This is a genomic window from Phytobacter sp. SCO41 (assembly GCF_003073275.1).
GTDB classification, from domain to species: domain Bacteria; phylum Pseudomonadota; class Gammaproteobacteria; order Enterobacterales; family Enterobacteriaceae; genus Phytobacter; species Phytobacter diazotrophicus.
Genome location: NZ_CP027225.1, coordinates 888,826 through 909,142, shown reverse-complemented (window position 1 = coordinate 909,142; position 20,317 = coordinate 888,826). Strand labels below are relative to the sequence as shown.

The following is a 20,317-nucleotide window of genomic DNA, read 5'->3' as shown; positions in this document are numbered from 1 at the left end:
TTCAATACGTTAATGATAACGATTACATAGCCGCCTTGCTGTTATTGATACTGCTTATTACCCGGTCTTCATTAATTAAAGGCCCGCTGTTACATCCCCCTTTCGGTTTAGTCCGAAACTACCGTCATCCCCTCCCGCCTCTATTTCTTATATCTATAATATTTATCAGTTTTATTTGCCTGCCCGTTTTTGGTCGAATGTAACCGATTACACTTGCGTGACGTTCATCACAAAAAACAGCCCGGCATTGACCTACGTTTACCATCGCAAAAACTGATATAACGAATGGAGGGCATCATGCCTGACAATAAAAAACAGGGACATTCAAACAAGGCGATGACCTTTTTTGTCTGCTTCCTTGCTGCACTGGCAGGACTTCTCTTTGGCCTGGATATTGGTGTTATCGCCGGGGCGCTGCCCTTTATCACCAATGACTTTAAAATTGACTCCCACGTACAGGAGTGGGTGGTCAGTTCAATGATGTTTGGTGCCGCCGTCGGCGCCGTGGGTAGCGGATGGATGTCGTGGAAACTCGGGCGTAAAAAAAGCCTGATGATCGGCGCAATCCTCTTTGTTATTGGTTCTCTGTGTTCTGCCGTTGCCCCTAACGTCGAAGTACTGATTATTTCCCGCATTATTCTTGGTCTTGCTGTGGGGATCGCGTCTTATACCGCCCCGCTCTATCTGTCCGAAATAGCGCCGGAAAAAATCCGTGGCAGTATGATTTCGATGTACCAGTTGATGATCACCATCGGTATTCTCGGTGCTTATCTGTCGGATACAGCATTTAGCTATAGCGGCGCATGGCGCTGGATGCTCGGCGTGATTGTTATTCCGGCGATCCTGCTGCTTATCGGCGTGTTCTTCCTGCCGGATAGCCCGCGCTGGTATGCCGCCAAACGCCGTTTCCATGACGCTGAACGCGTGCTGTTACGCCTGCGTGATACGAGCGCCGAAGCCAAAAACGAGCTGGATGAAATTCGCGAAAGCCTGCAGGTGAAACAGACCGGCTGGGCGCTGTTTAAAGAGAACAACAATTTCCGTCGCGCGGTCTTCCTTGGCGTGCTGTTGCAGGTGATGCAGCAGTTCACCGGTATGAACGTCATCATGTATTACGCGCCGAAAATCTTCGAACTGGCAGGCTACAGTAATACCACGCAGCAAATGTGGGGGACGGTCATCGTCGGTCTGACCAACGTCCTGGCCACCTTTATTGCGATCGGCGTTGTCGACCGCTGGGGCCGCAAACCCACGCTGGTGCTTGGCTTCCTGGTGATGGCTGTCGGCATGGGGGTTCTGGGGACCATGCTGCATCTGGGCATTCACTCGCAGGGCGCACAATACTTCGCCGTCGCCATGCTGCTGATGTTTATTGTCGGGTTTGCCATGAGTGCCGGTCCGGTCATCTGGGTGCTGTGCTCGGAAATTCAGCCGCTGAAAGGGCGTGATTTTGGTATCACCTGCTCAACAGCAACCAACTGGATAGCGAACATGATTGTCGGCGCCACGTTCCTCACCATGCTGGACTCCCTTGGCAACGCCAATACCTTCTGGGTCTATGGTGGTCTGAACGTCCTGTTTATTATCCTGACGCTGTGGCTGGTTCCGGAAACCAAACATATTTCGCTGGAGCATATCGAACGTAATCTGATGAAAGGTCGTCCGCTGCGCGAAATCGGTTCCCATAATTAAGTTGATGGCGTGCCTGTAAACCACTGGCACGCTCTTCCACATGCGATACCGCAGGCCAGCCCTCATCCGACGGCTGGCCTGCTCACCTTCTGGCAGAATAATCTGAATTTTCTACCCGCTACGGTGACATTCATATCGGCAAAAATTTCCACCGCCCTGCGCTTGCTGCGGCCAATACGCCATTTTCTATCTTCCAACGCCCCCGAAGAGTGAAACGTTAGTTATTACGCCATTCATTTTTATTATTTTCATTTGAAACATGATAATGATAATTATTGTGTTAACATTCAGTTATTATTTAGTAAAAACATATGTATGTCACTGTAATGTAAGGAACATGGCGGGTGTCGCTTCCCGTCCGTCTTTTCCTTGCACGGGCATATTCTTTAATAGCCAGGAACACGCATGGATCACATTGTTTACGTTGTGGACGATGATAATTCCGTCAGGCAGGCGCTGGTCAGCCTGCTGCGAGCGGAGGATTATCGGGTGGCCGACTTTTCCTCAGCGCAAGCGTTTCTGTCCCACCCTTTTACCTCACAGCCAGGCTGTCTGATTCTGGATATGAATATGCCCGGCGCCAGCGGTTTCGACGTCACCGACGCCCTTTCCCGGCTTGGACATGTGATTCCGGTTATTTTCCTGACCGGTTTTGGCACCATTCCGCTCTCGGTCAAAGCGATGAAGGCAGGGGCATATGAATTTATGACCAAACCCGCTGTCCCCGGCTTGCTGCTCCAGGCCGTTGCCGATGCCCTGAAACTGGCGGAGAAAACCCTCGACGAAACGCAAGAGATACAGGCGTTGACCACGCGTTATGACTCACTGACGCCGCGCGAAAAAGAGGTGTTTCAACTGGCGATTGGTGGCCTGCTGAATAAACAGATCGCCACCGAAATGGGCGTTAGCGAGATCACCGCCAAAGTACATAAAAAACGGGTGATGGAGAAAATGCAGGTCCGTTCCCTGACCGATCTGGTCAGGGCTGCAGACCGTCTGAATATTCAAAAAACCCTCGGGCGATAGCGGCCAGGTTCAGGCTTCAGCGGGGTGTGTCGGCAAGGTAAAGGTAAAGACACTGCCGCAAGGCTGGCGAGGTTCCGCCGTCAATTTACCGCCGTGCTTTTCAATAATGCCGTAGCTGATACTCAGCCCCATCCCCATACCCTGCTCCTTGGTGGTATAGAAGGAGTCAAACAGACGCTTCTGCACTTCGGGCGTAAAGCCTACGCCGGTATCGGCGATGGCCAGGCGAATTTTACCGGGTTGCGGATTCTCTGAACTCACCGTCAGCATTAGCGGATGATCGTCTATCCCCGCCATGGCATCGATCGCATTGACGATCAGGTTTAACAGCACCTGCTGTATTTGTACGCTATCGCCAAAAATCTCAGCATCCTGCGCCGCAAGATGGTAATGCAACGCGATCTCCTGACGTTCCAGTTCGCTGCGCGACAGCGCCACAATATGGTAGACAAGGTGATGCAGGTTAATGCGCGTGCAGGCAGAGGTCTGGTTGCGCGTTAGCGCCTGCAAGCCGCGGATAATATTACCCGCCCGCTCACCCTCGCTGATGATCTCCTCAAGGCTTGCGCGCGCATTACCGAGCATCGCAGGCTCGCGGCTCAGCCAGCGCAGACTGGCGCCCGCATTGGCCACAATCGACATCAGCGGCTGGTTAATCTCATGGGCGATAGAGGCCGTCAGTTGACCAACGGTGGTCGCGCGGGAAACACGGGCGAGATCGGCCTGCGCCACGCGAACCGCATCCTCAGACTGGCGGCGCGCCGTGATATCCGTGATAACGCCGAAATACTCCGTGACGTTAGCCTCATATTCCACCGGGTTGCCCACGCCCAGAATATAACGGCACTCCCCGTCCGGGCGGAAAATACGAAACTCCGCCCGCATGGAGACGCCATTACGCACACTATCGTTAACCAGCGTGTTGATCCGGGGGAAATCCTCCGGATGCACCAGCGTCATAAAGTCGGCCATTGATAGCGTACGCTGATGGTCGGGCAGGCCAAGAATGCGCGCATACTCGTCGGAAACAAACATCACATCCTGTTCCAGCTCCCAGCGCCAGGTGCCGGTATTGCTGATTTTCTCCCCAAGCATCAGCGAGGTCTGGCTGGCGCGTAGCTCTTTTTCCGCCCGGCGACGCTGCACATTCTCTTCGACCCGCTCGGCATAAAGGCGCGCAGTCTCCAGCGAAACCGCCGCCTGCGCCGCCAGCATCCTGACGATACGCGAATGCCCGGCGGTGAAAATCTCCGGCATCACCCGATTTTCCAGATACAGCACCCCCACCAGCTTGCCCTGTTTATGCATCGGTACGCACATAATGCCCGCGCCGGACGTTACCAGATAGGGATCCTGACTGAACGGGCCGAACAACTCAGACTTGCTGATACGAATCTCCTGCCCGGTACGCATCACCGCCGCCAGTACCGACAGCGGCATATCGGTAGCCAAGGGGCGCTCCCGGACAATCTGTACCTTCACCCCTTCCGAGGATGTTTCCGCCCACGCCTGGGTTTCGGGAATGGTATTATCAAGGATGCGAATCAACAGCCCACGCTGCGCCCCCGCCCGCTCCAGTAACATCGTCATCAACGTATGGACGAGGCGGTCGAGGTCAATCTCCTCGGTCATGGCACGTACCGCCCGCAAAACACTTTCCAGATCGTGCATCATTTCGTTTTGCGCGAAAGTGATGGTGTCATAAGGCGAACGTGGCCCTGAGGAGGCCAGATGGGGGTACAGGCGTTCAAGCTGACGTAGTTTTGCCACCGCCCCCCAGCGCCGCCAGGCGGAGAAAGCATTTTTGAAATAGCCATCTGCGGCGACATGCCAGCCCATCGCTTTGGCAAAACCCCCGGCCAGTTCACACGCCAGCCCATTCACCGGGTGGCATTCAGTCTCTGCGGAAAGGGCTATCGCGTTTTCGTACCAGCCGATGGCGATATCGTTGCTCTGCTCCAGTCTCGCCAGCTCCGCACGTACCAGCGCCGCCTTGTCGGCAAAGGTCGTCGGGTTATGCTCCGCCCAGCGGGCGATAACGTCATAATGAACGACAAGGGTTTCCCGCTGTGCGGGCGTCACGGTTGTCGGCGTCACCCTCTGTGCCAGTGAGAGGGCGCTGTAGAAATGGTAATCCAGCAGATGCAGATAGCCCGGCACCATATCGGCTACCGGGGCCGCCTTTTCCAGGCAACGGGAAGCATCGTCATACTCACCCGCCATAAAATGGGCCATTCCCTGATAGAGCCAGAACCAGAAAATAGTCAGCGGTATCGGCTGACTCTCATGCTTATTGGTCGCGTTCAGGAGCGCCTCGGAATAGAGGTTATGACCACTTAAATTGCCCGAACCGGCGCTACGCAAATGGTTAACGTACAGGCGCTGGATAAGAAGCATGACCTCGACATCCGGGAAACGTAGTTTGCGGATAAAACTCAGCCCACCTTCAATGGTCGTCAGCACCCCGTCGAGGTGATCGCCACGGATCAGGAAGTTCATCGTCTGATGGCGGATAATAAAGCAGGCGGCGGTTAAATCCCCGTGCTCGACCGCCGCCGTAAAGCACGCTTTAGCGTGATCCACCGCAACGCTAAGCGGCTTCACCCAGGCACTGCACAAATCCACCGCCAGAAAGGTACGGCCCATAAAGGGGGTTAGAGGTTGCTCCTCAACCAAATCGCGCCCCAGCAGCGTATACCTGTACCCCTTTTCGTAGGCGTGATAGCGACAACCAATCATGACGCCATACCAGGCAATCGCCGTGGTAAACGCGCCGCTAACGCCATGCTCCAGGGTCATTAGTATGACCCTGCAGAGTAAAAGAAAATGCAGGCGCGGGGCGGTAAACGCGGCAAACATACTGGCGCTGAGCATCAGGTTGATGACGGCTTCTGCCTCGGGGTTATTAATTCGCGCAAGCTGGCGAAAATGGCTTTCCGGCTCATCTCCAAGACGGGCCTCAATGATTTGCCAGCCCTCGTCGCACTCAGCATCTGTCGGCGCACGGCTCAGGTGAATACCGAACACCGCAAGCCAGGCCAGGGCGGTCTCCAGCGCAAGGCTCATATCCGACTGTCGCATCTGCACTTCTGCCATCATGCCTGCGGTAATCGCCTTTTGTTGCAGGCTGCCGGGCGCGCGCAGGAGTTGATGACACAGGGTCAGCGCAGATGGAAGATTACCCTGCAAAAACTCACACTCCGCCTCTTCAAAAACGAGCGCGAAATCCTCATCAGGCGCGGTAATCAGGGCATCTTCTTTCAATAACCGCGCGGTACGCAGATAGCGCACCGCCGAGGCGTAATCCCCGGTCAACCGGGCGCGCTGCGCGGCAAGACGGCAGATCGCACGATAATGGTCGCGTTCGGGAGATACGCGAATACAGTCGATGGATGACGCAATGTGGTGGACCGCCAGAAACAGATTTTCATTGCTGTCATTTTGTGAGACGGCCTCAGTAAAGAACCGCGCGGCAGCAAAATTGAGATGACAAATATCATCCGCTTCGAGCAATTCCTGCGCCGCCTTCTGCACCCGATCATGGGTAAAGGCATACTGGTCGCCGCTGCGGCTGATCAGTCGGGCGGCAACCGCAGGCAGAAGCTGTTCATGTAGCAGCTCCGGCGCTATCTTCTGCATCGCGCTGAGCAGTTCGGGATTACCGTTTCCCCCCACGCAGGCCAGACAACCCAGCAGTCTGCGCGTCAGGGGGGGCATCTCCGCCAGTTGTTGCAGGACAAGGCTTGCCACATTTTCCGTGTAATTACGTGAACGGATCGCCTGTGCGTCGTAGTGCAACTTGCCGTGCTGTTTGTGATGGGTAATCAGCCCGTCTTTGACGATGCGCTGAATAAACTCATGGGTAAAGAGTGGGTTACCGTCGGTTTTTTCGTGGATCAGCGCCGCCAGTTCGCCAAGGCAGGCGGCCCGCGTCTGCAACAGTTCCGCCAGCCATCGCGACACCGCTTTCACGCTCAACGGCTCAGGCCGCAGCTCGACGGTATAGCGGGCACCAACGCGCAGTGTCGACAACTGCGCCTGTTCGCTGGCATCCGCAAACACACCGCTGTCAGCGTACGAAACCACCAGCAGCAGCGGCAGCGACTCGCTGCAACTGATAAGGTGTTCCAGCAGGTGCAGGCTGGCCTGATCTATCCAGTGAATATCATCAATCAGCAGAACCAGCGGTCGGTCCGGGGTGGCAAACGCCTCAACCAGCCGATGCGCCATCATATTGAAACGCATTCGGCTATCCGCCGCCTGGGTATTCACAACAGCCAGGGGCGGGTTTTCAAGCAGTAGACCTAACTCCGGCACCAGATTGACCGCCAGCGCGGCATGAACGCCAAGCGCCCGTGTTAAACGCATTTTCCAGCGGGCCACCTCTTCCGCCCCCTGGCCTAGTAACCAAAGGGTCAGCGCGCGAAACGCAGAGGCAATGACCGTATAAGGCAGAACCGGCGAATACTGGTCGGCCTTACTCACGGCGAGTAACGCCTGCCGCTGTTGCAGCTTCCTGAGCGCCGAGGCAATGAGCGAAGATTTACCGCAGCCCGGCGGCCCACCGATCGTGACCAGGGCATGCGCGCCACTTTCCACCACCCGGTCAAATACCGTCAGCAGTTGATGGTGCTGCGGATGGTCGAGAAAAAGCGGGTCCGGCTGCAAACGCGCGGCTACCCGGTCCTGCAAGCCGGGAATAAACGGCGTAATTTCACCATTTTTGGCCAGCGAAGCCTCGCAGCGACGCAGGTCGGCAATCAACCCGTCGACCGTCTGGTAACGATTGTCCGGCGATTTTTCCAGCAGTCGCAAAATAATATCCGACAGCGTTGCCGGAACCGATGAGCGTACCTGTCGGGGTGGTCTGGGAGCGGAGGCAATATGATGATGGGCCCATTCCGCCTGCCCGCCTTCGCTGAGATCGAAAGGCAGCTCGCCGGTCAGCAACTCGTAGAGCACAATGCCAAGGCTATAGAGATCGCTGCGGCTGTCGACCCTGTCCGGCGTACGGGAGGTGTGCTCCGGCGACATGTACGCCAGCGTACCGCCAGGCTCCGTCAGGCGAGACGGGTCAAAGGCATCCGTCCCTTCGCTGGCGAGGCCAAAACCGCCCAAACGGTAAGCGCCGCCGGGGTCGATAAAAAAGTGACCGGGTTTGATATCGCTGTGCATTAATCCCTGCGCATGCATCTGGCGTAGCGGGGCACACAGGCCAATGGCAACCGAAAGAAAATCGGCAATGCTTCGGGTGCGCAGGCGAGGCAGTTGTGCAAGCGTGCGGAAAGGAAATGGCGTATAGACCAGCGCGTAATGGCCATGGTAACTGGTACTGCTGAACGGCTTTACCGCCCATGCGCCAGAGAGTCGCCTGCGCAGCGCAAATTCATTTTTTAAGCGTTGGGTGGTATGAAACGCGGCTTCATCACTTGAGACGGCCGCGCAGGCAAGAATAAAACTGCTGCCGGAGTGTAGCGGCTGGCAAAGCGTCCAGGCGATCCCTCCTTCCTGCGTCAGCGGAGTGAAAATGATGTCATCGGTTAAGGTGACCACCTCACTATCCATCATTTTACCGGCAGCAGAAAGTTTCTCGCTCATTAGCGCTCCTCACACAGAGAGTTCGCGGCGGATCTGTTCCAGCAGCGTTTCGATTTTAATGGGCTTACGCAGCAGTGTAACGCCCCCAAACTCCGGAGCATAACGCGACAGGTTTTCATCTTCATGTCCGGAGATAAAAATCACCGGCGGCGGCGCGGCAAGTTGAGCTACCCGGCGATACAGGTCCAGGCCACTCATGCCTTTGAGCTTGATATCAATAATAAGCAGAGATGCGTCAGACAGCGCAGATTCATGATGAAGAAATGCCTCCGCAGAGTCGAAGGCGTCAGAGTCGTACCCCTCCGACTGGAGCAGGTTGCTTAATCCACTACGGACGGAACGTTCATCATCAATAATGACAATGCGCGGTGACAGCCTCATGCCGTACTCCTCTGTCTGCCCTCAGGCTAAGGGGCGCGTTTGTCGTCAGTAGGTGGCGTGCCGCTGATTTTGGGCACACATTCATGACGAAACCAGGCCATTGTCACCGGCTCGCGGCGCAGAAGTCGACGGGCGAGCGGAATCAGTTGTTCGCCGACCAGCATACCAAAAAGGCCCAGCAGGGCGATGATCGGTGGTGCGGGTGAGTGAACCTGCATTGCGCCATAGATAACACCCACTAACAGGCCCGTTGCCAGGGAAATTACGTACGATTTCAACATGGTTAGCCTGCCTCTGGATGGCGGTCCGCCGTTTGCACTGCGGCCTGTGGCTGACTAATGGCGGCCTGGGGTTCATGGTGTGAGCGCAGCGCTGAGACCGCCTGCTCTCCCGCCAGCATGCCTAGCAGCCCCACCAGGGCTACCGCCGGCGGGGCTGGCGAACGGACATTCAGCAAAGCATAGACCAGCCCAATAAACACACCTGCGCCGAGGGAAATGAGCGCTGTACTCATGGTCATTCTCCCCTTATCGGGTTCAGAGCCGGGCGACGCTGACGCACCGCCCCTGCACATTATTTATTAGCCGGCACCGGCGCCAGAGTACGGTGCGCCCCTTTGGCACGCGCTGGCGCTTTGTGCACCATGGTATACGCGTAATCAACGCCCATCCCGTAAGCACCGGAGTGTTCTTTGACGATATCCATCACCGCGTTGTAGGTCTCTTTGTGCGCCCAGTCGCGCTGCCACTCCAGCAACACCTGCTGCCAGGTCACCGGGATCACACCCGCCTGAATCATGCGCTGCATCGCGTAATCATGCGCTTCTTTCGAGGTACCGCCGGAAGCGTCAGCCACCATATAGATTTCATAGCCGCCTTCCAGCATGGCACACAGGGCGAACGTGTTGTTGCACACTTCCGTCCACAGGCCGGATACCACCACTTTTTTCTGGCCATTTTTCGCCAGCGCATCACGCACTTTCTGGTCATCCCAGGAGTTCATGGATGTGCGCTCAAGAAGGTCGTGCTCGGGGAATACGTCCAGCAGTTCAGGGAAGGTATTTCCGGAGAAGCTTTCCGTCTCAACGGTGGTGATGGTGGTCGGAATGTTGAAAACTTTTGCCGCTTTCGCCAGGCCAACAACATTGTTTTTCAGCACCTGGCGGTCAATAGATTGCACGCCAAACGCCATCTGCGGCTGCTGATCGATAAAAATAATCTGGCAATTCTGGGGAGTCAGTACTTCAAGCTTAGCGTTGGTCATAAGAATACCCGTTGTCGTTAAGTAGCAGTTTCCCGTGAAAGGGGAGCGGACGTTTTGCTGACAGTGACCGGGGTATTCTCGCGCTGCTCAGACAGGCGAAATGACGTTCGTCCCGGACGCTGCTGTCGGGACGGATAGTAAGAGTTGTCAGAAATGAGAACTATTATCTCTGTGTATAACTATACGTTCGTATAGGTATACCTTCGTATAACTAGACGCCGTTTTCGCCAGCTCACCATAATCCCTCCCACTTCCACGCTCTGTTCTGACGGAGCATCGCATCTTATCGTCCGGCGGGATTATGCCTGCTTCGGATGTCTCAGACAGGAGGATTTATGGTCTCGCTCGGCAAAGCTGAACTGATATTACTCAACGGCAAATTTCATACGGTAGACAGGGAAAACCCGGTTGCAGAAGCGGTCGCCATCCGTGACGGCAAATTCCTGGCGGTAGGCTCCCAGGCCGAAGTAATGGAATATCACAGCGACGGCAGCAAAGTGGTGGATCTCAAAGGCAGCACCGCCATTCCAGGGCTTAACGACTCGCACCTGCACCTGATTCGCGGCGGTCTCAACTATAACCTCGAACTGCGCTGGGAAGGGGTACCATCGCTGGCGGACGCCCTGCGGATGCTGAAAGAACAGGCGCTGCGCACCCCCTCGCCACAATGGGTACGCGTGGTGGGCGGCTGGAGCGAATTCCAGTTTGCCGAACGCCGGATGCCGACCCTGGAGGAGATCAACGACGCCGCGCCGGATACCCCGGTCTTTATCCTTCATCTCTATGACCGCGCCCTGCTCAACCGCGCCGCCCTGCGCGTTGTCGGCTACACCAAAGATACGCCGAACCCGCCAGGGGGAGAGATCCAGCGCGACAGCAACGGCAATCCCACCGGCATGCTGATTGCGCGGCCAAATGCCATGATCCTCTATGCCACGCTGGCCAAAGGGCCGAAGCTGCCGCTGGAACAGCAGGTTAACTCCACCCGTCAGTTTATGCGCGAGCTAAACCGTCTGGGCCTCACCAGCGCTATCGACGCGGGCGGCGGCTTCCAGAACTACCCCGAAGATTATGAAGTGATAAGCGAACTGCACGCCAAAGAGCAGATGACCATTCGCATCGCCTACAACCTCTTTACCCAGCGCCCCGGCCATGAGCTGGAAGATTTCGAGAAATGGACCGACATGCTGACTCCGGGTCAGGGCACCGATTTCTTCCGTCACAACGGCGCGGGTGAAATGCTGGTCTTCTCTGCCGCGGATTTTGAAGATTTCCTTGAACCGCGCCCGGACCTCGCGCCAGGCATGGAAGATGAGCTGGAACGCGTGGTGCGCCATCTGGTCGAGCACCGCTGGCCGTTCCGCCTGCACGCCACCTATAACGAATCCATCAGCCGCATGCTCGATGTGTTTGAGCGCGTGAACCGCGATATTCCGTTTAATGGCCTGCACTGGTTCTTTGACCACGCAGAAACCGTGACCCAGCAAAACATTGACCGCATCAAAGCGCTGGGCGGCGGTATTGCCGTGCAGCACCGTATGGCGTTTCAGGGTGAGTACTTCGCGGAACGTTATGGCATGGACGCGGTGCGCCACACGCCGCCGGTAACGAAAATGCTCGAAACCGGCGTACCGGTCGGGCTGGGAACCGACGCGACCCGCGTGGCCAGCTACAATCCGTGGACTGCGTTGTACTGGCTGGTCTCCGGGCGCACCGTCGGCGGTATGCAGATGTACGACGTTAATGCGCGCCTGGACCGCGACACCGCGCTGATGCTCTGGACACAGGGCAGCGCCTGGTTCTCAAGCGAACAGGGCAAAAAAGGCCAGATAAAAGTGGGCCAACTGGCTGACCTCGCCGTGCTGAGCAAGGACTATTTTCGCGTACCGGAAGAGGAGATCAAAGGCATTGAGTCGGTGTTGACCGTAGTCAATGGCAATATCGTCTATGCCGCGGGCGGTTTCAGCTCAGAAGCCCCGCCTGCAATTCCGGTGCTGCCGGAGTGGTCGCCGGTGGTCAACGTGCCGGGTCACTACCGCAGCGCGCCGCCACAGCAAACACGTGTCGGCATGATGCCCGCCGCACACCACTGTAGCGGCCCGTGCGGCGTGCATAACCACCAGCATGGTGTGGCACGCGGATCTTCCATTCCGGTTTCAGACGATAACGCCTTCTGGGGCGCGCTCGGCTGTAGCTGCTTTGCGTTCTGATGCCTATGAAAAATACAACGCTGATGTCGCCCCGTATTGATGCGGGGCTGTTCTTCCTGCGCCTGACCGGCGGGCTGCTGCTTCTCTATGTGCATGGTCTGCCGAAGGTGCTGAATTTTCATGAAGAGCTCACCCGCATTGAGGATCCGTTCGGCTTTGGCCCCTGGTTCAGCCTGCTACCTGCCATTCTGGCAGAGGTGGTATGTCCGATATTCATCATTTTCGGTGTTGGCACGCGGCTGGCCTGTCTGCCGATTATCGGCGTGCTGCTGGTTGCCATGCTGGCTGTGCACCCGCAATGGAGTATCGCGGAAGGACAATTTGGCTGGCTGCTGCTCATCATCTTCACCACGCTGGCATTAACCGGCCCGGGTAAATGGCGGCTAAGTATGCCGGGCAACCAGGAGTTCAGGCATGGCGCAAGTCAATGATGTTCACGCGGCGACGGTACAAACCCCGTCGGCCGCATCCGCTGGCGCCTCCTCCTGGCAGCCACTGCGCCAGCCGGTATTTCGGATGCTATGGATTGCCACGGTGGTCTCTAACATCGGTTCATGGATGAACGATGTGGGGGTGAACTGGACCATGCTGACGTTAAGCGCCAACCCGCTTTCCGTGGCGCTGGTTCAGGCGGCGAGCAGTCTGCCGATGTTTCTCTTCGCCCTCCCTTCCGGGGTGATGGCGGACATTGTCGACCGACGCAAATATCTGCTGTTTTCCCAGTTGTGGGTGTTTATTGCCGCCAGCGGGCTAACCCTGCTCTCTTTAGCCGGGTTAGTAACGCCAACGGTGCTGCTGGTTGCGGCCTTCTTATTAAGCACTGGCGCGGCCATGAGTTCTCCGCCGTTTCAGGCCATCGTGCCGGACCTGGTGGAAAAACACGAACTGGCCCCGGCCATCGCGCTGAACTCGCTCGGCATTAACATCAGCCGCGCCATCGGCCCGGCGCTGGGCGGGCTGATCCTCTCTTTTGCCGGACCGTGGGTGGTATTCGCGCTCAATGCGACATCAGTGCTGGGCGTCGCCTGGGTGCTGTGGCGCTGGAAAGCAGAACCGTTGATTCAGCGCCTGCCGCCGGAGCACTTTTTCCCCGCCGTTCGCGCCGGGCTGCGCTATGTGCATGCCGCTCCGGTACTGCGTAACGTGCTGGTGCGTACCGTGGCGTTCTTTACCTTCGCCAGCGCAGGCTGGGCGCTGTTGCCGCTGGTGGCCCGCCGTGAACTGGGCCTTGGGCCTGGCGGTTACGGCATCATGCTGGCCTGTATCGGCCTGGGGGCGATTTGCGGTGCGATTGTGCTACCGCGTTTACGTAAGCGCTTCAACCCGGACCGGCTGATGGTGATTAATAGCGTGATTTTCGCGATCAGCATGCTGGCGCTGGCGTTTATCCGTCATTTCTGGCTGCTCAATGCGTTTGAATTCTTAACCGGTTTCGCCTGGATTGCGGTGCTCTCCACCCTCAATGTCGGGGCGCAGCGTAGCGCCGCCAAATGGGTGAAAGCCCGCGCGCTGGCGGTCTATCTGACCGTCTTTTTTGGTTCGATGACGCTCGGTAGCGCCATCTGGGGCCAACTGGCATCGCACTTTAGTATTCCTGCCTCATTGTGCGTGGCAACGGTGGGCATGCTGCTGGCAAGCCTGACGGTGCTACGCTGGCAACTGAATAAAGATCCTGACCTCAATCTGGACATTCGTGATATCGACAGTAATGCCCAGGCGCTCGATATCTCACATGAACGTGGCCCGGTCATGGTGATGTATGAATATCTGATCGATCCCGAGGATGTCTCGCGCTTCGTCGTCTGTATCCAGGAGATTCGCCGGGTGCGGGTACGCGGCGGCGCACTAAGCTGGTCTGTGTATGAGGATATCCAGCGCCCCGGCGTCTTTGTGGAGTCGTTCGTGGTCGGCACCTGGATTGAACATTTGCGCCAACTGGAGCGCCACACGGTAAATGACCTGCTGATTCAAAGTAAGGTACAGGCCTTCCATCGCGGCGGACATCTTCCCGAAGCACGTTATCTGATAGCACCCATAATGTAACAGTTACCCACATCAACCCAAGCAAGAGCGACAGTGAGGATTTACGTATGAGCACAATCAAAACGCAGGACGGTACGCAGATTTATTACAAAGACTGGGGCGCGGGAAAACCGGTATTGTTTAGCCACGGCTGGCCGCTGGATGGCGATATGTGGGACAGCCAGTTGAATTTCCTGGCCGAACGCGGCTATCGCGTCATCGCCTTTGACCGCCGCGGTTTTGGCCGCTCCGACCAGCCGTGGGAAGGATACAACTACGACACCTTCGCCTCCGACATTAACGACCTCATCACCACGCTTGATCTGCAGGATGTGACGCTGGTGGGCTTCTCCATGGGCGGCGGCGATGTGTCGCGTTATATCGGTCGTTACGGCACGGCGCGCGTTAAAGCACTGGTCCTGCTGGGTGCGGTGACACCGATTTTCGGCAAAACGGCGGACTACCCGCAGGGTGTCGATGCCAGCGTTTTCGAGGGCATTCGCGACGGACTGCGCAAAGACCGGGCGCAGTTTATCAGCGATTTCGCCACGCCGTTCTATGGCATTAACGCCGGGCAGACGGTTTCCCAGGGTGTACTGACCCAGACGCTGAACATTGCTTTGCTGGCCTCACTCAAAGGGACCATTGATTGCGTCACGGCTTTCGGCGAGACCGACTTCCGTTCGGATATGGCCAAAGTTGACGTGCCGACTCTGGTGATCCATGGCAGCAACGACCAGATCGTACCGTTCGAATCGACCGGTAAAGTGGCTGCAGAAATGATCCCGGGCGCGCAGTTAAAAGTGTATGACAACGCGCCGCACGGTTTTGCGGTCACCCATCAGGATCAACTGAACAACGATCTGCTGACCTTCCTGCAATCGCTATAAGCCAGAATGAAGCCTCGCTCCCTGTCCGGAGGAGGCTTTTTCTTGCACTCCCCCGCTCCCCGCCCTATCCTCTGCGATTATGAAAACCTCCCGTCTCCCCATCGCTATACAGCAGGCCGTCATGCGCAGCCTGCGGGAAAAACTTGCCCTGGCCAATCAGAAACTTGAGCGTAACTATCCGGAACCCAAACTGGTTTATCAGCAACGGGGCACTGCGGCAGGCACAGCCTGGCTCAATACGTATGAAATCCGCCTGAACCCCGTGTTGCTGATGGAAAACCAACAGGCGTTTATCGACGAGGTGGTGCCGCACGAGCTGGCGCATTTGCTGGTGTGGAAACATTTCGGCCGCGTTCCGCCACACGGTAAAGAGTGGAAATGGATGATGGAAAGCGTGCTCGGCGTCCCTGCGCGCCGTACTCACCAGTTTGAGCTGGAGTCGGTGCGGCCCAATACCTTTCCCTACCGCTGCAAGTGCCAACAGCATCAGTTGACCGTGCGGCGACATAATCGTGTGGTACGCGGTGAGACCACCTATCGCTGCGTACAGTGCGGCGAAACGCTGGTACCTGAGCGCTAATTACATGAACCATTAAGAATGTTTTCCGCGCCAACTGATTGCATCTGACAATCGCTTCCGCTACGTTGCGCACTCCAGTTGACAGGGAGTTTGCAATGTTACGCGTTATCTCATCTTTACTGCTTATCCTCAGCGCGCCGGTACTGGCGGACGGCATCAATAGCTTCGCGCAGGCCAAAGCCGCCGGGGTTAAAGTCAACGCCGACGTTCCGGGCGACTTTTATTGCGGCTGTAAAATTCAGTGGCAGGGAAAAAAAGGGGTGGTCGATCTGGCCTCCTGCGGTTATAAGGTGCGCAAAAATGAAAACCGCGCCAGCCGTATTGAATGGGAGCATGTTGTCCCGGCCTGGCAATTCGGCCATCAGCGTCAGTGCTGGCAAGATGGCGGGCGGAAAAACTGCGCCAAAGACCCTGTTTATCGCAAGATGGAAAGCGATATGCACAACCTGCAACCCGCCGTGGGTGAAGTGAATGCCGATCGCGGCAACTTTATGTATGGCCAGTGGAACGGTGGCGAAGGCCAGTACGGGCGCTGTGAAATGAAGATCGACTTCAAGGCCAAACTGGCCGAGCCGCCTGCCAGCGCCCGTGGTGTGATTGCCCGCACCTACTTCTATATGCGCGATCAGTATCAGCTCACCCTGTCGCGCCAGCAGACACAGCTTTTTACCGCCTGGGATAAACTCTACCCGGTGACCGACTGGGAATGTACGCGTGAGTCGCGCATCGCTCAGGTTCAGGGGAATCATAACCCTTACGTGCAGCGCGCTTGCATGGCGCGAAAGAGCTAACCTACACTAGCGGCAATTGTAAATTTTGCAGGTGTATTGCCCCTCACCCCACCCCTCTCTCTACAAGGGAGAGGCCGCAAATCGCGACCTGTTAAGGTGAGGGGAAATGCGCCACACTTCACACGGAAATCTGAACTATGCGCATCCCACGCATCTACCACCCTGAACTCATCCAGACTGGCACTGAAATCGCCCTCGCCGACGATGCGGCAAACCATGTTGGCCGCGTATTACGTATGGGCCAGGGGCAGGCTATTCAGCTCTTTGACGGTTCGAACCAGGTGTTTGACGCCGAAATCACCCGCGCCGATAAAAAGAGCGTTATCGTTAAGGTGACCCAGGGAGAGGTGGACGATCGGGAGTCACCGCTGCATATTCATCTTGGCCAGGTGATGTCTCGCGGCGAGAAAATGGAATTTACTATCCAGAAATCGATCGAACTGGGTGTAAGCCTCATTACGCCACTTTTTTCTGAGCGCTGCGGCGTTAAACTGGATGCCGAGCGCCTGAATAAAAAGATTCAGCAGTGGCAGAAGATCGCCATCGCCGCCTGTGAACAGTGTGGTCGTAACCGTATTCCTGAGATTCGCCCGGCAATGGATCTCGAACAGTGGTGTGCAGAAGAAGAGAACGGCCTTAAGCTGAATCTTCACCCGCGCGCCAGCCAGAGCATTAATACTCTGCCGTTGCCAGTGGAACGCGTACGATTACTGATTGGCCCGGAAGGCGGGTTGACGACAGACGAAATCGCCATGACCTCGCGCTACCAGTTTACTGATATTCTGTTGGGACCCCGCGTATTGCGCACAGAGACAACTGCCCTTACCGCCATTACCGCGCTGCAGGTGCGTTTTGGCGATCTGGGTTAAACGGAGAAGCCTATGATTAAGCTCGGCATCGTGATGGACCCCATCGCGCAGATTAATATCAAAAAAGACACCAGCTTCGCCATGCTGCTCGAAGCGCAGCGTCGTGGCTACGAACTGCACTATATGGAAATGGCGGATCTTTACCTGATCAACGGCGAAGCCCGTGCGCGTACCCGTCTGCTTTCCGTCGAGCAAAACTACGACAAATGGTACGAGTTTGGCGGCGAGCAGGATATCGAACTCGCCTCGCTGGATGTAGTGCTGATGCGTAAGGATCCGCCGTTCGATACCGAATTTATCTACGCCACCTATATCCTTGAACGTGCGGAAGAAAAAGGCACGCTGATCGTCAATAAGCCGCAGAGCCTGCGCGATTGTAACGAAAAGCTGTTTACCGCCTGGTTCCCTGACCTGACCCCGGAAACGCTGGTGACGCGCAATAAAGCGCAGCTTAAAGCGTTCTGGCAAAAGCATACCGATATCATCCTCAAGCCGCTGGACGGCATGGGCGGCACCTCGATTTTCCGCGTCAAAGAGGGCGATCCGAACCTGGGGGTTATCACCGAAACGCTGACCGAGTTGGGCACCCGCTACTGCATGGCGCAGAACTATCTGCCGGCTATCAAAGATGGCGACAAACGTGTGCTGGTGGTGGATGGCGAGCCGGTTCCATACTGCCTGGCGCGTATCCCGCAGGGTGGCGAAACGCGTGGTAACCTGGCCGCCGGTGGCCGCGGCGAGCCGCGTCCGCTGACCGAAAGCGACTGGGCGATTGCCCGCCGCGTCGGCCCGACGCTGAAAGCCAAAGGGCTGATTTTCGTCGGTCTGGATATCATTGGCGACCGTCTGACCGAAATTAACGTCACCAGCCCCACCTGCGTGCGCGAGATCGAGGCGGAGTTCCCGATCTCTATTACCGGCATGCTGATGGACGCAATCGAGAAACGCCTGGCGAAATAATAAATATATTTACCCTCGATAATTCGGGTTGCTCAACGGTGCCAGGGCACAGACAGCGCGAATTATTGCAGGTAAAGGGATGGCGGGAGGGAACCCGCTCATAAACTCCAAAGTCTGGCTAGTGACAGCGTGCAGCTTTCCCCTCATACTAGGCTGCTGCTTTTTTGAACCAGGAAACAGAACCTCTGACAATGAATTTACAGCATCACTTTCTTATTGCCATGCCTGCTCTCCATGATCCCCTTTTTCGGCGATCGGTGGTTTATATTTGCGAATACAACGAAGACGGTGCCATGGGGCTTATCATCAATAAGCCGCTGGAAAACCTGAAAGTTGAAAGCGTCCTGGAGAAACTGAAAATTAACCCGGAAGCACGCGATCCGGCCATTCGTCTGGATAAACCCGTGCTGCTTGGCGGCCCACTGGCGGAAGATCGCGGGTTTATTCTGCACACGCCGCCTGCCAGCTTCTCTTCCAGCATTCGCGTCTCGGATAACACCGTAATCACTACCTCGCGCGATGTTCTGGAGACCCTGGGCACGGCCGATCAACCTAAGGACGTGCTGGTCGCGCTGGGCTATTCCTCATGGGAAAAAGGCCAGCTTGAACAGGAGATCCTGGATAACGCCTGGCTTACCGCTCCTGCGGATCAAAATATCCTGTTTAAAACGCCTATCGCTGACCGCTGGCGGGAAGCGGCAAAACTTATCGGCATTGATATTTCGACCATGCCGGGCGTGGCGGGACATGCCTGATGAGCGGAACCCTGCTGGCCTTTGATTTTGGTACCAAAAGTATTGGCGTCGCCATCGGACAACGCGTGACCGGTACAGCGCGCCCGCTGAATGCTCTGAAAGCGCAAGACGGGACGCCGGACTGGAAACTTATCGAGAAGCTGTTAAAAGAGTGGCAGCCGGAAGCCGTTATTGTCGGCCTGCCGCTGAATATGGATGGCACAGAGCAGCCCTTGACCGCGCGTGCGCGCAACTTCGCCAATAAAATCCATGGCCGCTTCGGCGCAAAAATTATTTTGCATGATGAGCGGCTGAGTACGGTAGAAGCCCGTGCGGGTCTGTTTGAACGCGGCGGTTTTCGTGCATTGAATAAAGGCAGTGTTGATTCTGCCTCTGCGGTTATCATCCTCGAAAGCTACTTCGAGCAGCATCTGTAATTCTCAGGCTGAGCGCCGCTCAGCCTTTTTTGCCTTCTCCCTTCCTCAAAACGCAATCCCCCGATCCCCCTCACATTTCCAGGGCGTGCTTTTTGCTTTTTCACTAATGTTTCTATAAAAGAAACATTAGTCAGGAATGAAATGCGTCAGGGTTTCTGTGTCAGCCGCCGTGCCAGAGTGTGAAGTTCGCTCAGGCGTTCATCAATGACAGCATCGTCAACCTGCCACATTCCGGCAAACGCCAGCGCGGCAGAGTGCGCGCCAAGAGGCTTCGCCATTGATACCTCGCCGTCATCGTGATGCCAGACCACGCGTCCAAGCTCACGCTGTTGGGCGATATGCGGCGCAAGTTGCTGCCACTGTTCGTCGACAAAACGTTTTTGCAGTTCTTCATCGCTCTCTGCCGCCAGAAGCGACATACCGATGACCGACTGCCATGCAGGAAGCATATGAAAACCGGCCAGCGCCTGGCTCATCTGGCTACCGGGTTCAGAGTGATAGATATAAATCACCTGATCCTCCCAGAGCACGCCCATCGCCACCACGATATCTTTGGGCGCGTAGCTTTCCAGCAGGGGGAGCGCCTGGGAAAAGAGTGCCGAGCCGCGTATCGCCTGCGCCGCGAGCGCATGAATACCGGGGCCGGGAAGGTAACGACGCTGCTCATCCTGCATCGTCAGGCCGATGGACGCCATCGTCATCAGCAACCGGTTTACACGGGTGGTATTTATGCCCATCAGACGCGCCAGTTCGCGACAGCCAATCGCGCGGCCGCTGGAGACCAGGTACTGCAGGCAGCGAATGCCATCAATCAGGCTTTGGTTCGGTTGTGAGGACATAACAGGCTTTATCTCTCAGGTGGCA

Annotated in this window: 18 protein-coding genes; 12 read left to right on the top strand and 6 right to left on the bottom strand. The window is 56.5% G+C overall.

Features of this window, described 5'->3' with window-relative positions; all coding sequences use genetic code 11:
* Window positions 1-297 precede the first annotated feature (297 nt).
* Complete coding sequence (locus C5523_RS04485; protein WP_039078001.1) at window positions 298-1,692, top strand: sugar porter family MFS transporter; 1,395 nt, start codon at window positions 298-300, stop codon at window positions 1,690-1,692.
* 405 nt (window positions 1,693-2,097) lie between these two features.
* On the top strand, window positions 2,098-2,718 hold the full coding sequence (locus C5523_RS04480) for a response regulator transcription factor (protein WP_071195995.1): 621 nt from the start codon (window positions 2,098-2,100) through the stop codon (window positions 2,716-2,718).
* A 9-nt stretch (window positions 2,719-2,727) separates the two neighbouring features.
* On the opposite strand, the gene C5523_RS04475 is transcribed toward C5523_RS04480, so the two are convergent.
* Genes C5523_RS04475 through C5523_RS04455 form a run of 5 tightly spaced genes read right to left on the bottom strand, consistent with a single transcriptional unit; the run spans window position 2,728 to window position 9,960 of the window.
* Window positions 2,728-8,316: an AAA family ATPase gene (locus C5523_RS04475; protein WP_108700650.1), complete on the bottom strand. Its 5,589-nt coding sequence runs from the start codon at window positions 8,314-8,316 to the stop codon at window positions 2,728-2,730.
* 9 nt (window positions 8,317-8,325) lie between these two features.
* Window positions 8,326-8,697 (bottom strand): response regulator, encoded by a 372-nt coding sequence (locus C5523_RS04470; protein WP_039078004.1) that lies wholly within the window; start codon window positions 8,695-8,697, stop codon window positions 8,326-8,328.
* Window positions 8,698-8,723: 26 nt separating this feature from the next.
* The gene (locus C5523_RS04465) at window positions 8,724-8,978 is read right to left on the bottom strand and encodes a XapX domain-containing protein (RefSeq protein WP_108700649.1); all 255 of its coding nucleotides are present in this window, start codon (window positions 8,976-8,978) and stop codon (window positions 8,724-8,726) included.
* Between the two features lie 2 nt (window positions 8,979-8,980).
* Complete coding sequence (locus C5523_RS04460) at window positions 8,981-9,211, bottom strand: DUF1427 family protein (protein WP_079497175.1); 231 nt, start codon at window positions 9,209-9,211, stop codon at window positions 8,981-8,983.
* A gap of 59 nt (window positions 9,212-9,270) precedes the next feature.
* On the bottom strand, window positions 9,271-9,960 hold the full coding sequence (locus tag C5523_RS04455) for a hydrolase (RefSeq protein WP_039078007.1): 690 nt from the start codon (window positions 9,958-9,960) through the stop codon (window positions 9,271-9,273).
* Between the two features lie 335 nt (window positions 9,961-10,295).
* On the opposite strand from C5523_RS04455, the gene C5523_RS04450 reads away from it, so the two are divergent.
* From C5523_RS04450 to ruvX, 10 genes are all read left to right on the top strand, one after another.
* Window positions 10,296-12,170, top strand: coding sequence for an amidohydrolase (locus tag C5523_RS04450; RefSeq protein ID WP_071195991.1), 1,875 nt, complete (start codon window positions 10,296-10,298; stop codon window positions 12,168-12,170).
* 5 nt (window positions 12,171-12,175) lie between these two features.
* Window positions 12,176-12,601: a DoxX family protein gene (locus C5523_RS04445; RefSeq protein WP_082027065.1), complete on the top strand. Its 426-nt coding sequence runs from the start codon at window positions 12,176-12,178 to the stop codon at window positions 12,599-12,601.
* On the top strand, window positions 12,585-14,213 hold the full coding sequence (locus C5523_RS04440) for an MFS transporter (protein ID WP_108700648.1): 1,629 nt from the start codon (window positions 12,585-12,587) through the stop codon (window positions 14,211-14,213). The genes C5523_RS04445 and C5523_RS04440 overlap by 17 nt, the downstream gene beginning before the upstream one ends.
* A gap of 47 nt (window positions 14,214-14,260) precedes the next feature.
* Entirely contained in the window at window positions 14,261-15,082 is an 822-nt protein-coding gene (locus tag C5523_RS04435) for an alpha/beta fold hydrolase (protein WP_039078011.1), read from the top strand.
* A gap of 79 nt (window positions 15,083-15,161) precedes the next feature.
* A complete protein-coding gene (locus tag C5523_RS04430; protein ID WP_039078012.1) occupies window positions 15,162-15,662 on the top strand; it encodes a SprT family zinc-dependent metalloprotease in 501 nt (166 codons plus the stop codon).
* 95 nt (window positions 15,663-15,757) lie between these two features.
* Window positions 15,758-16,453, top strand: coding sequence for a deoxyribonuclease I (gene endA, locus C5523_RS04425; RefSeq protein WP_039078013.1), 696 nt, complete (start codon window positions 15,758-15,760; stop codon window positions 16,451-16,453).
* A 137-nt stretch (window positions 16,454-16,590) separates the two neighbouring features.
* Window positions 16,591-17,322 (top strand): 16S rRNA (uracil(1498)-N(3))-methyltransferase, encoded by a 732-nt coding sequence (gene rsmE / locus C5523_RS04420; protein ID WP_108700647.1) that lies wholly within the window; start codon window positions 16,591-16,593, stop codon window positions 17,320-17,322.
* Window positions 17,323-17,334: 12 nt separating this feature from the next.
* Window positions 17,335-18,282: a glutathione synthase gene (gene gshB, locus C5523_RS04415; protein ID WP_108700646.1), complete on the top strand. Its 948-nt coding sequence runs from the start codon at window positions 17,335-17,337 to the stop codon at window positions 18,280-18,282.
* Between the two features lie 191 nt (window positions 18,283-18,473).
* Window positions 18,474-19,037 carry a YqgE/AlgH family protein gene (locus C5523_RS04410; RefSeq protein WP_039078016.1) on the top strand — a complete coding sequence of 188 codons (564 nt, stop codon included), beginning with the start codon at window positions 18,474-18,476 and terminating at the stop codon, window positions 19,035-19,037.
* Window positions 19,037-19,453 (top strand): Holliday junction resolvase RuvX, encoded by a 417-nt coding sequence (gene ruvX / locus C5523_RS04405; protein ID WP_039078017.1) that lies wholly within the window; start codon window positions 19,037-19,039, stop codon window positions 19,451-19,453. The genes C5523_RS04410 and ruvX overlap by 1 nt, the downstream gene beginning before the upstream one ends.
* Window positions 19,454-19,599: 146 nt before the next feature.
* On the opposite strand, the gene C5523_RS04400 is transcribed toward ruvX, so the two are convergent.
* Window positions 19,600-20,292, bottom strand: a complete 693-nt coding sequence (locus C5523_RS04400; protein ID WP_039078018.1) for a hypothetical protein — start codon at window positions 20,290-20,292, stop codon at window positions 19,600-19,602.
* Between the last annotated feature and the right edge of the window lie 25 nt (window positions 20,293-20,317).

What these genes read in the sequence shown, in the direction of transcription:
- C5523_RS04485 (WP_039078001.1), top strand. Translation starts at nt 298, where the DNA reads ATGCCTGACAATAAAAAACAGGGACATTCAAACAAGGCGATGACCTTT.
- C5523_RS04480 (WP_071195995.1), top strand. Translation starts at nt 2,098, where the DNA reads ATGGATCACATTGTTTACGTTGTGGACGATGATAATTCCGTCAGGCAG.
- C5523_RS04475 (WP_108700650.1), bottom strand. Translation starts at nt 8,316, where the DNA reads ATGAGCGAGAAACTTTCTGCTGCCGGTAAAATGATGGATAGTGAGGTG.
- C5523_RS04470 (WP_039078004.1), bottom strand. Translation starts at nt 8,697, where the DNA reads ATGAGGCTGTCACCGCGCATTGTCATTATTGATGATGAACGTTCCGTC.
- C5523_RS04465 (WP_108700649.1), bottom strand. Translation starts at nt 8,978, where the DNA reads ATGTTGAAATCGTACGTAATTTCCCTGGCAACGGGCCTGTTAGTGGGT.
- C5523_RS04460 (WP_079497175.1), bottom strand. Translation starts at nt 9,211, where the DNA reads ATGAGTACAGCGCTCATTTCCCTCGGCGCAGGTGTGTTTATTGGGCTG.
- C5523_RS04455 (WP_039078007.1), bottom strand. Translation starts at nt 9,960, where the DNA reads ATGACCAACGCTAAGCTTGAAGTACTGACTCCCCAGAATTGCCAGATT.
- C5523_RS04450 (WP_071195991.1), top strand. Translation starts at nt 10,296, where the DNA reads ATGGTCTCGCTCGGCAAAGCTGAACTGATATTACTCAACGGCAAATTT.
- C5523_RS04445 (WP_082027065.1), top strand. Translation starts at nt 12,176, where the DNA reads ATGAAAAATACAACGCTGATGTCGCCCCGTATTGATGCGGGGCTGTTC.
- C5523_RS04440 (WP_108700648.1), top strand. Translation starts at nt 12,585, where the DNA reads ATGGCGCAAGTCAATGATGTTCACGCGGCGACGGTACAAACCCCGTCG.
- C5523_RS04435 (WP_039078011.1), top strand. Translation starts at nt 14,261, where the DNA reads ATGAGCACAATCAAAACGCAGGACGGTACGCAGATTTATTACAAAGAC.
- C5523_RS04430 (WP_039078012.1), top strand. Translation starts at nt 15,162, where the DNA reads ATGAAAACCTCCCGTCTCCCCATCGCTATACAGCAGGCCGTCATGCGC.
- endA (WP_039078013.1), top strand. Translation starts at nt 15,758, where the DNA reads ATGTTACGCGTTATCTCATCTTTACTGCTTATCCTCAGCGCGCCGGTA.
- rsmE (WP_108700647.1), top strand. Translation starts at nt 16,591, where the DNA reads ATGCGCATCCCACGCATCTACCACCCTGAACTCATCCAGACTGGCACT.
- gshB (WP_108700646.1), top strand. Translation starts at nt 17,335, where the DNA reads ATGATTAAGCTCGGCATCGTGATGGACCCCATCGCGCAGATTAATATC.
- C5523_RS04410 (WP_039078016.1), top strand. Translation starts at nt 18,474, where the DNA reads ATGAATTTACAGCATCACTTTCTTATTGCCATGCCTGCTCTCCATGAT.
- ruvX (WP_039078017.1), top strand. Translation starts at nt 19,037, where the DNA reads ATGAGCGGAACCCTGCTGGCCTTTGATTTTGGTACCAAAAGTATTGGC.
- C5523_RS04400 (WP_039078018.1), bottom strand. Translation starts at nt 20,292, where the DNA reads ATGTCCTCACAACCGAACCAAAGCCTGATTGATGGCATTCGCTGCCTG.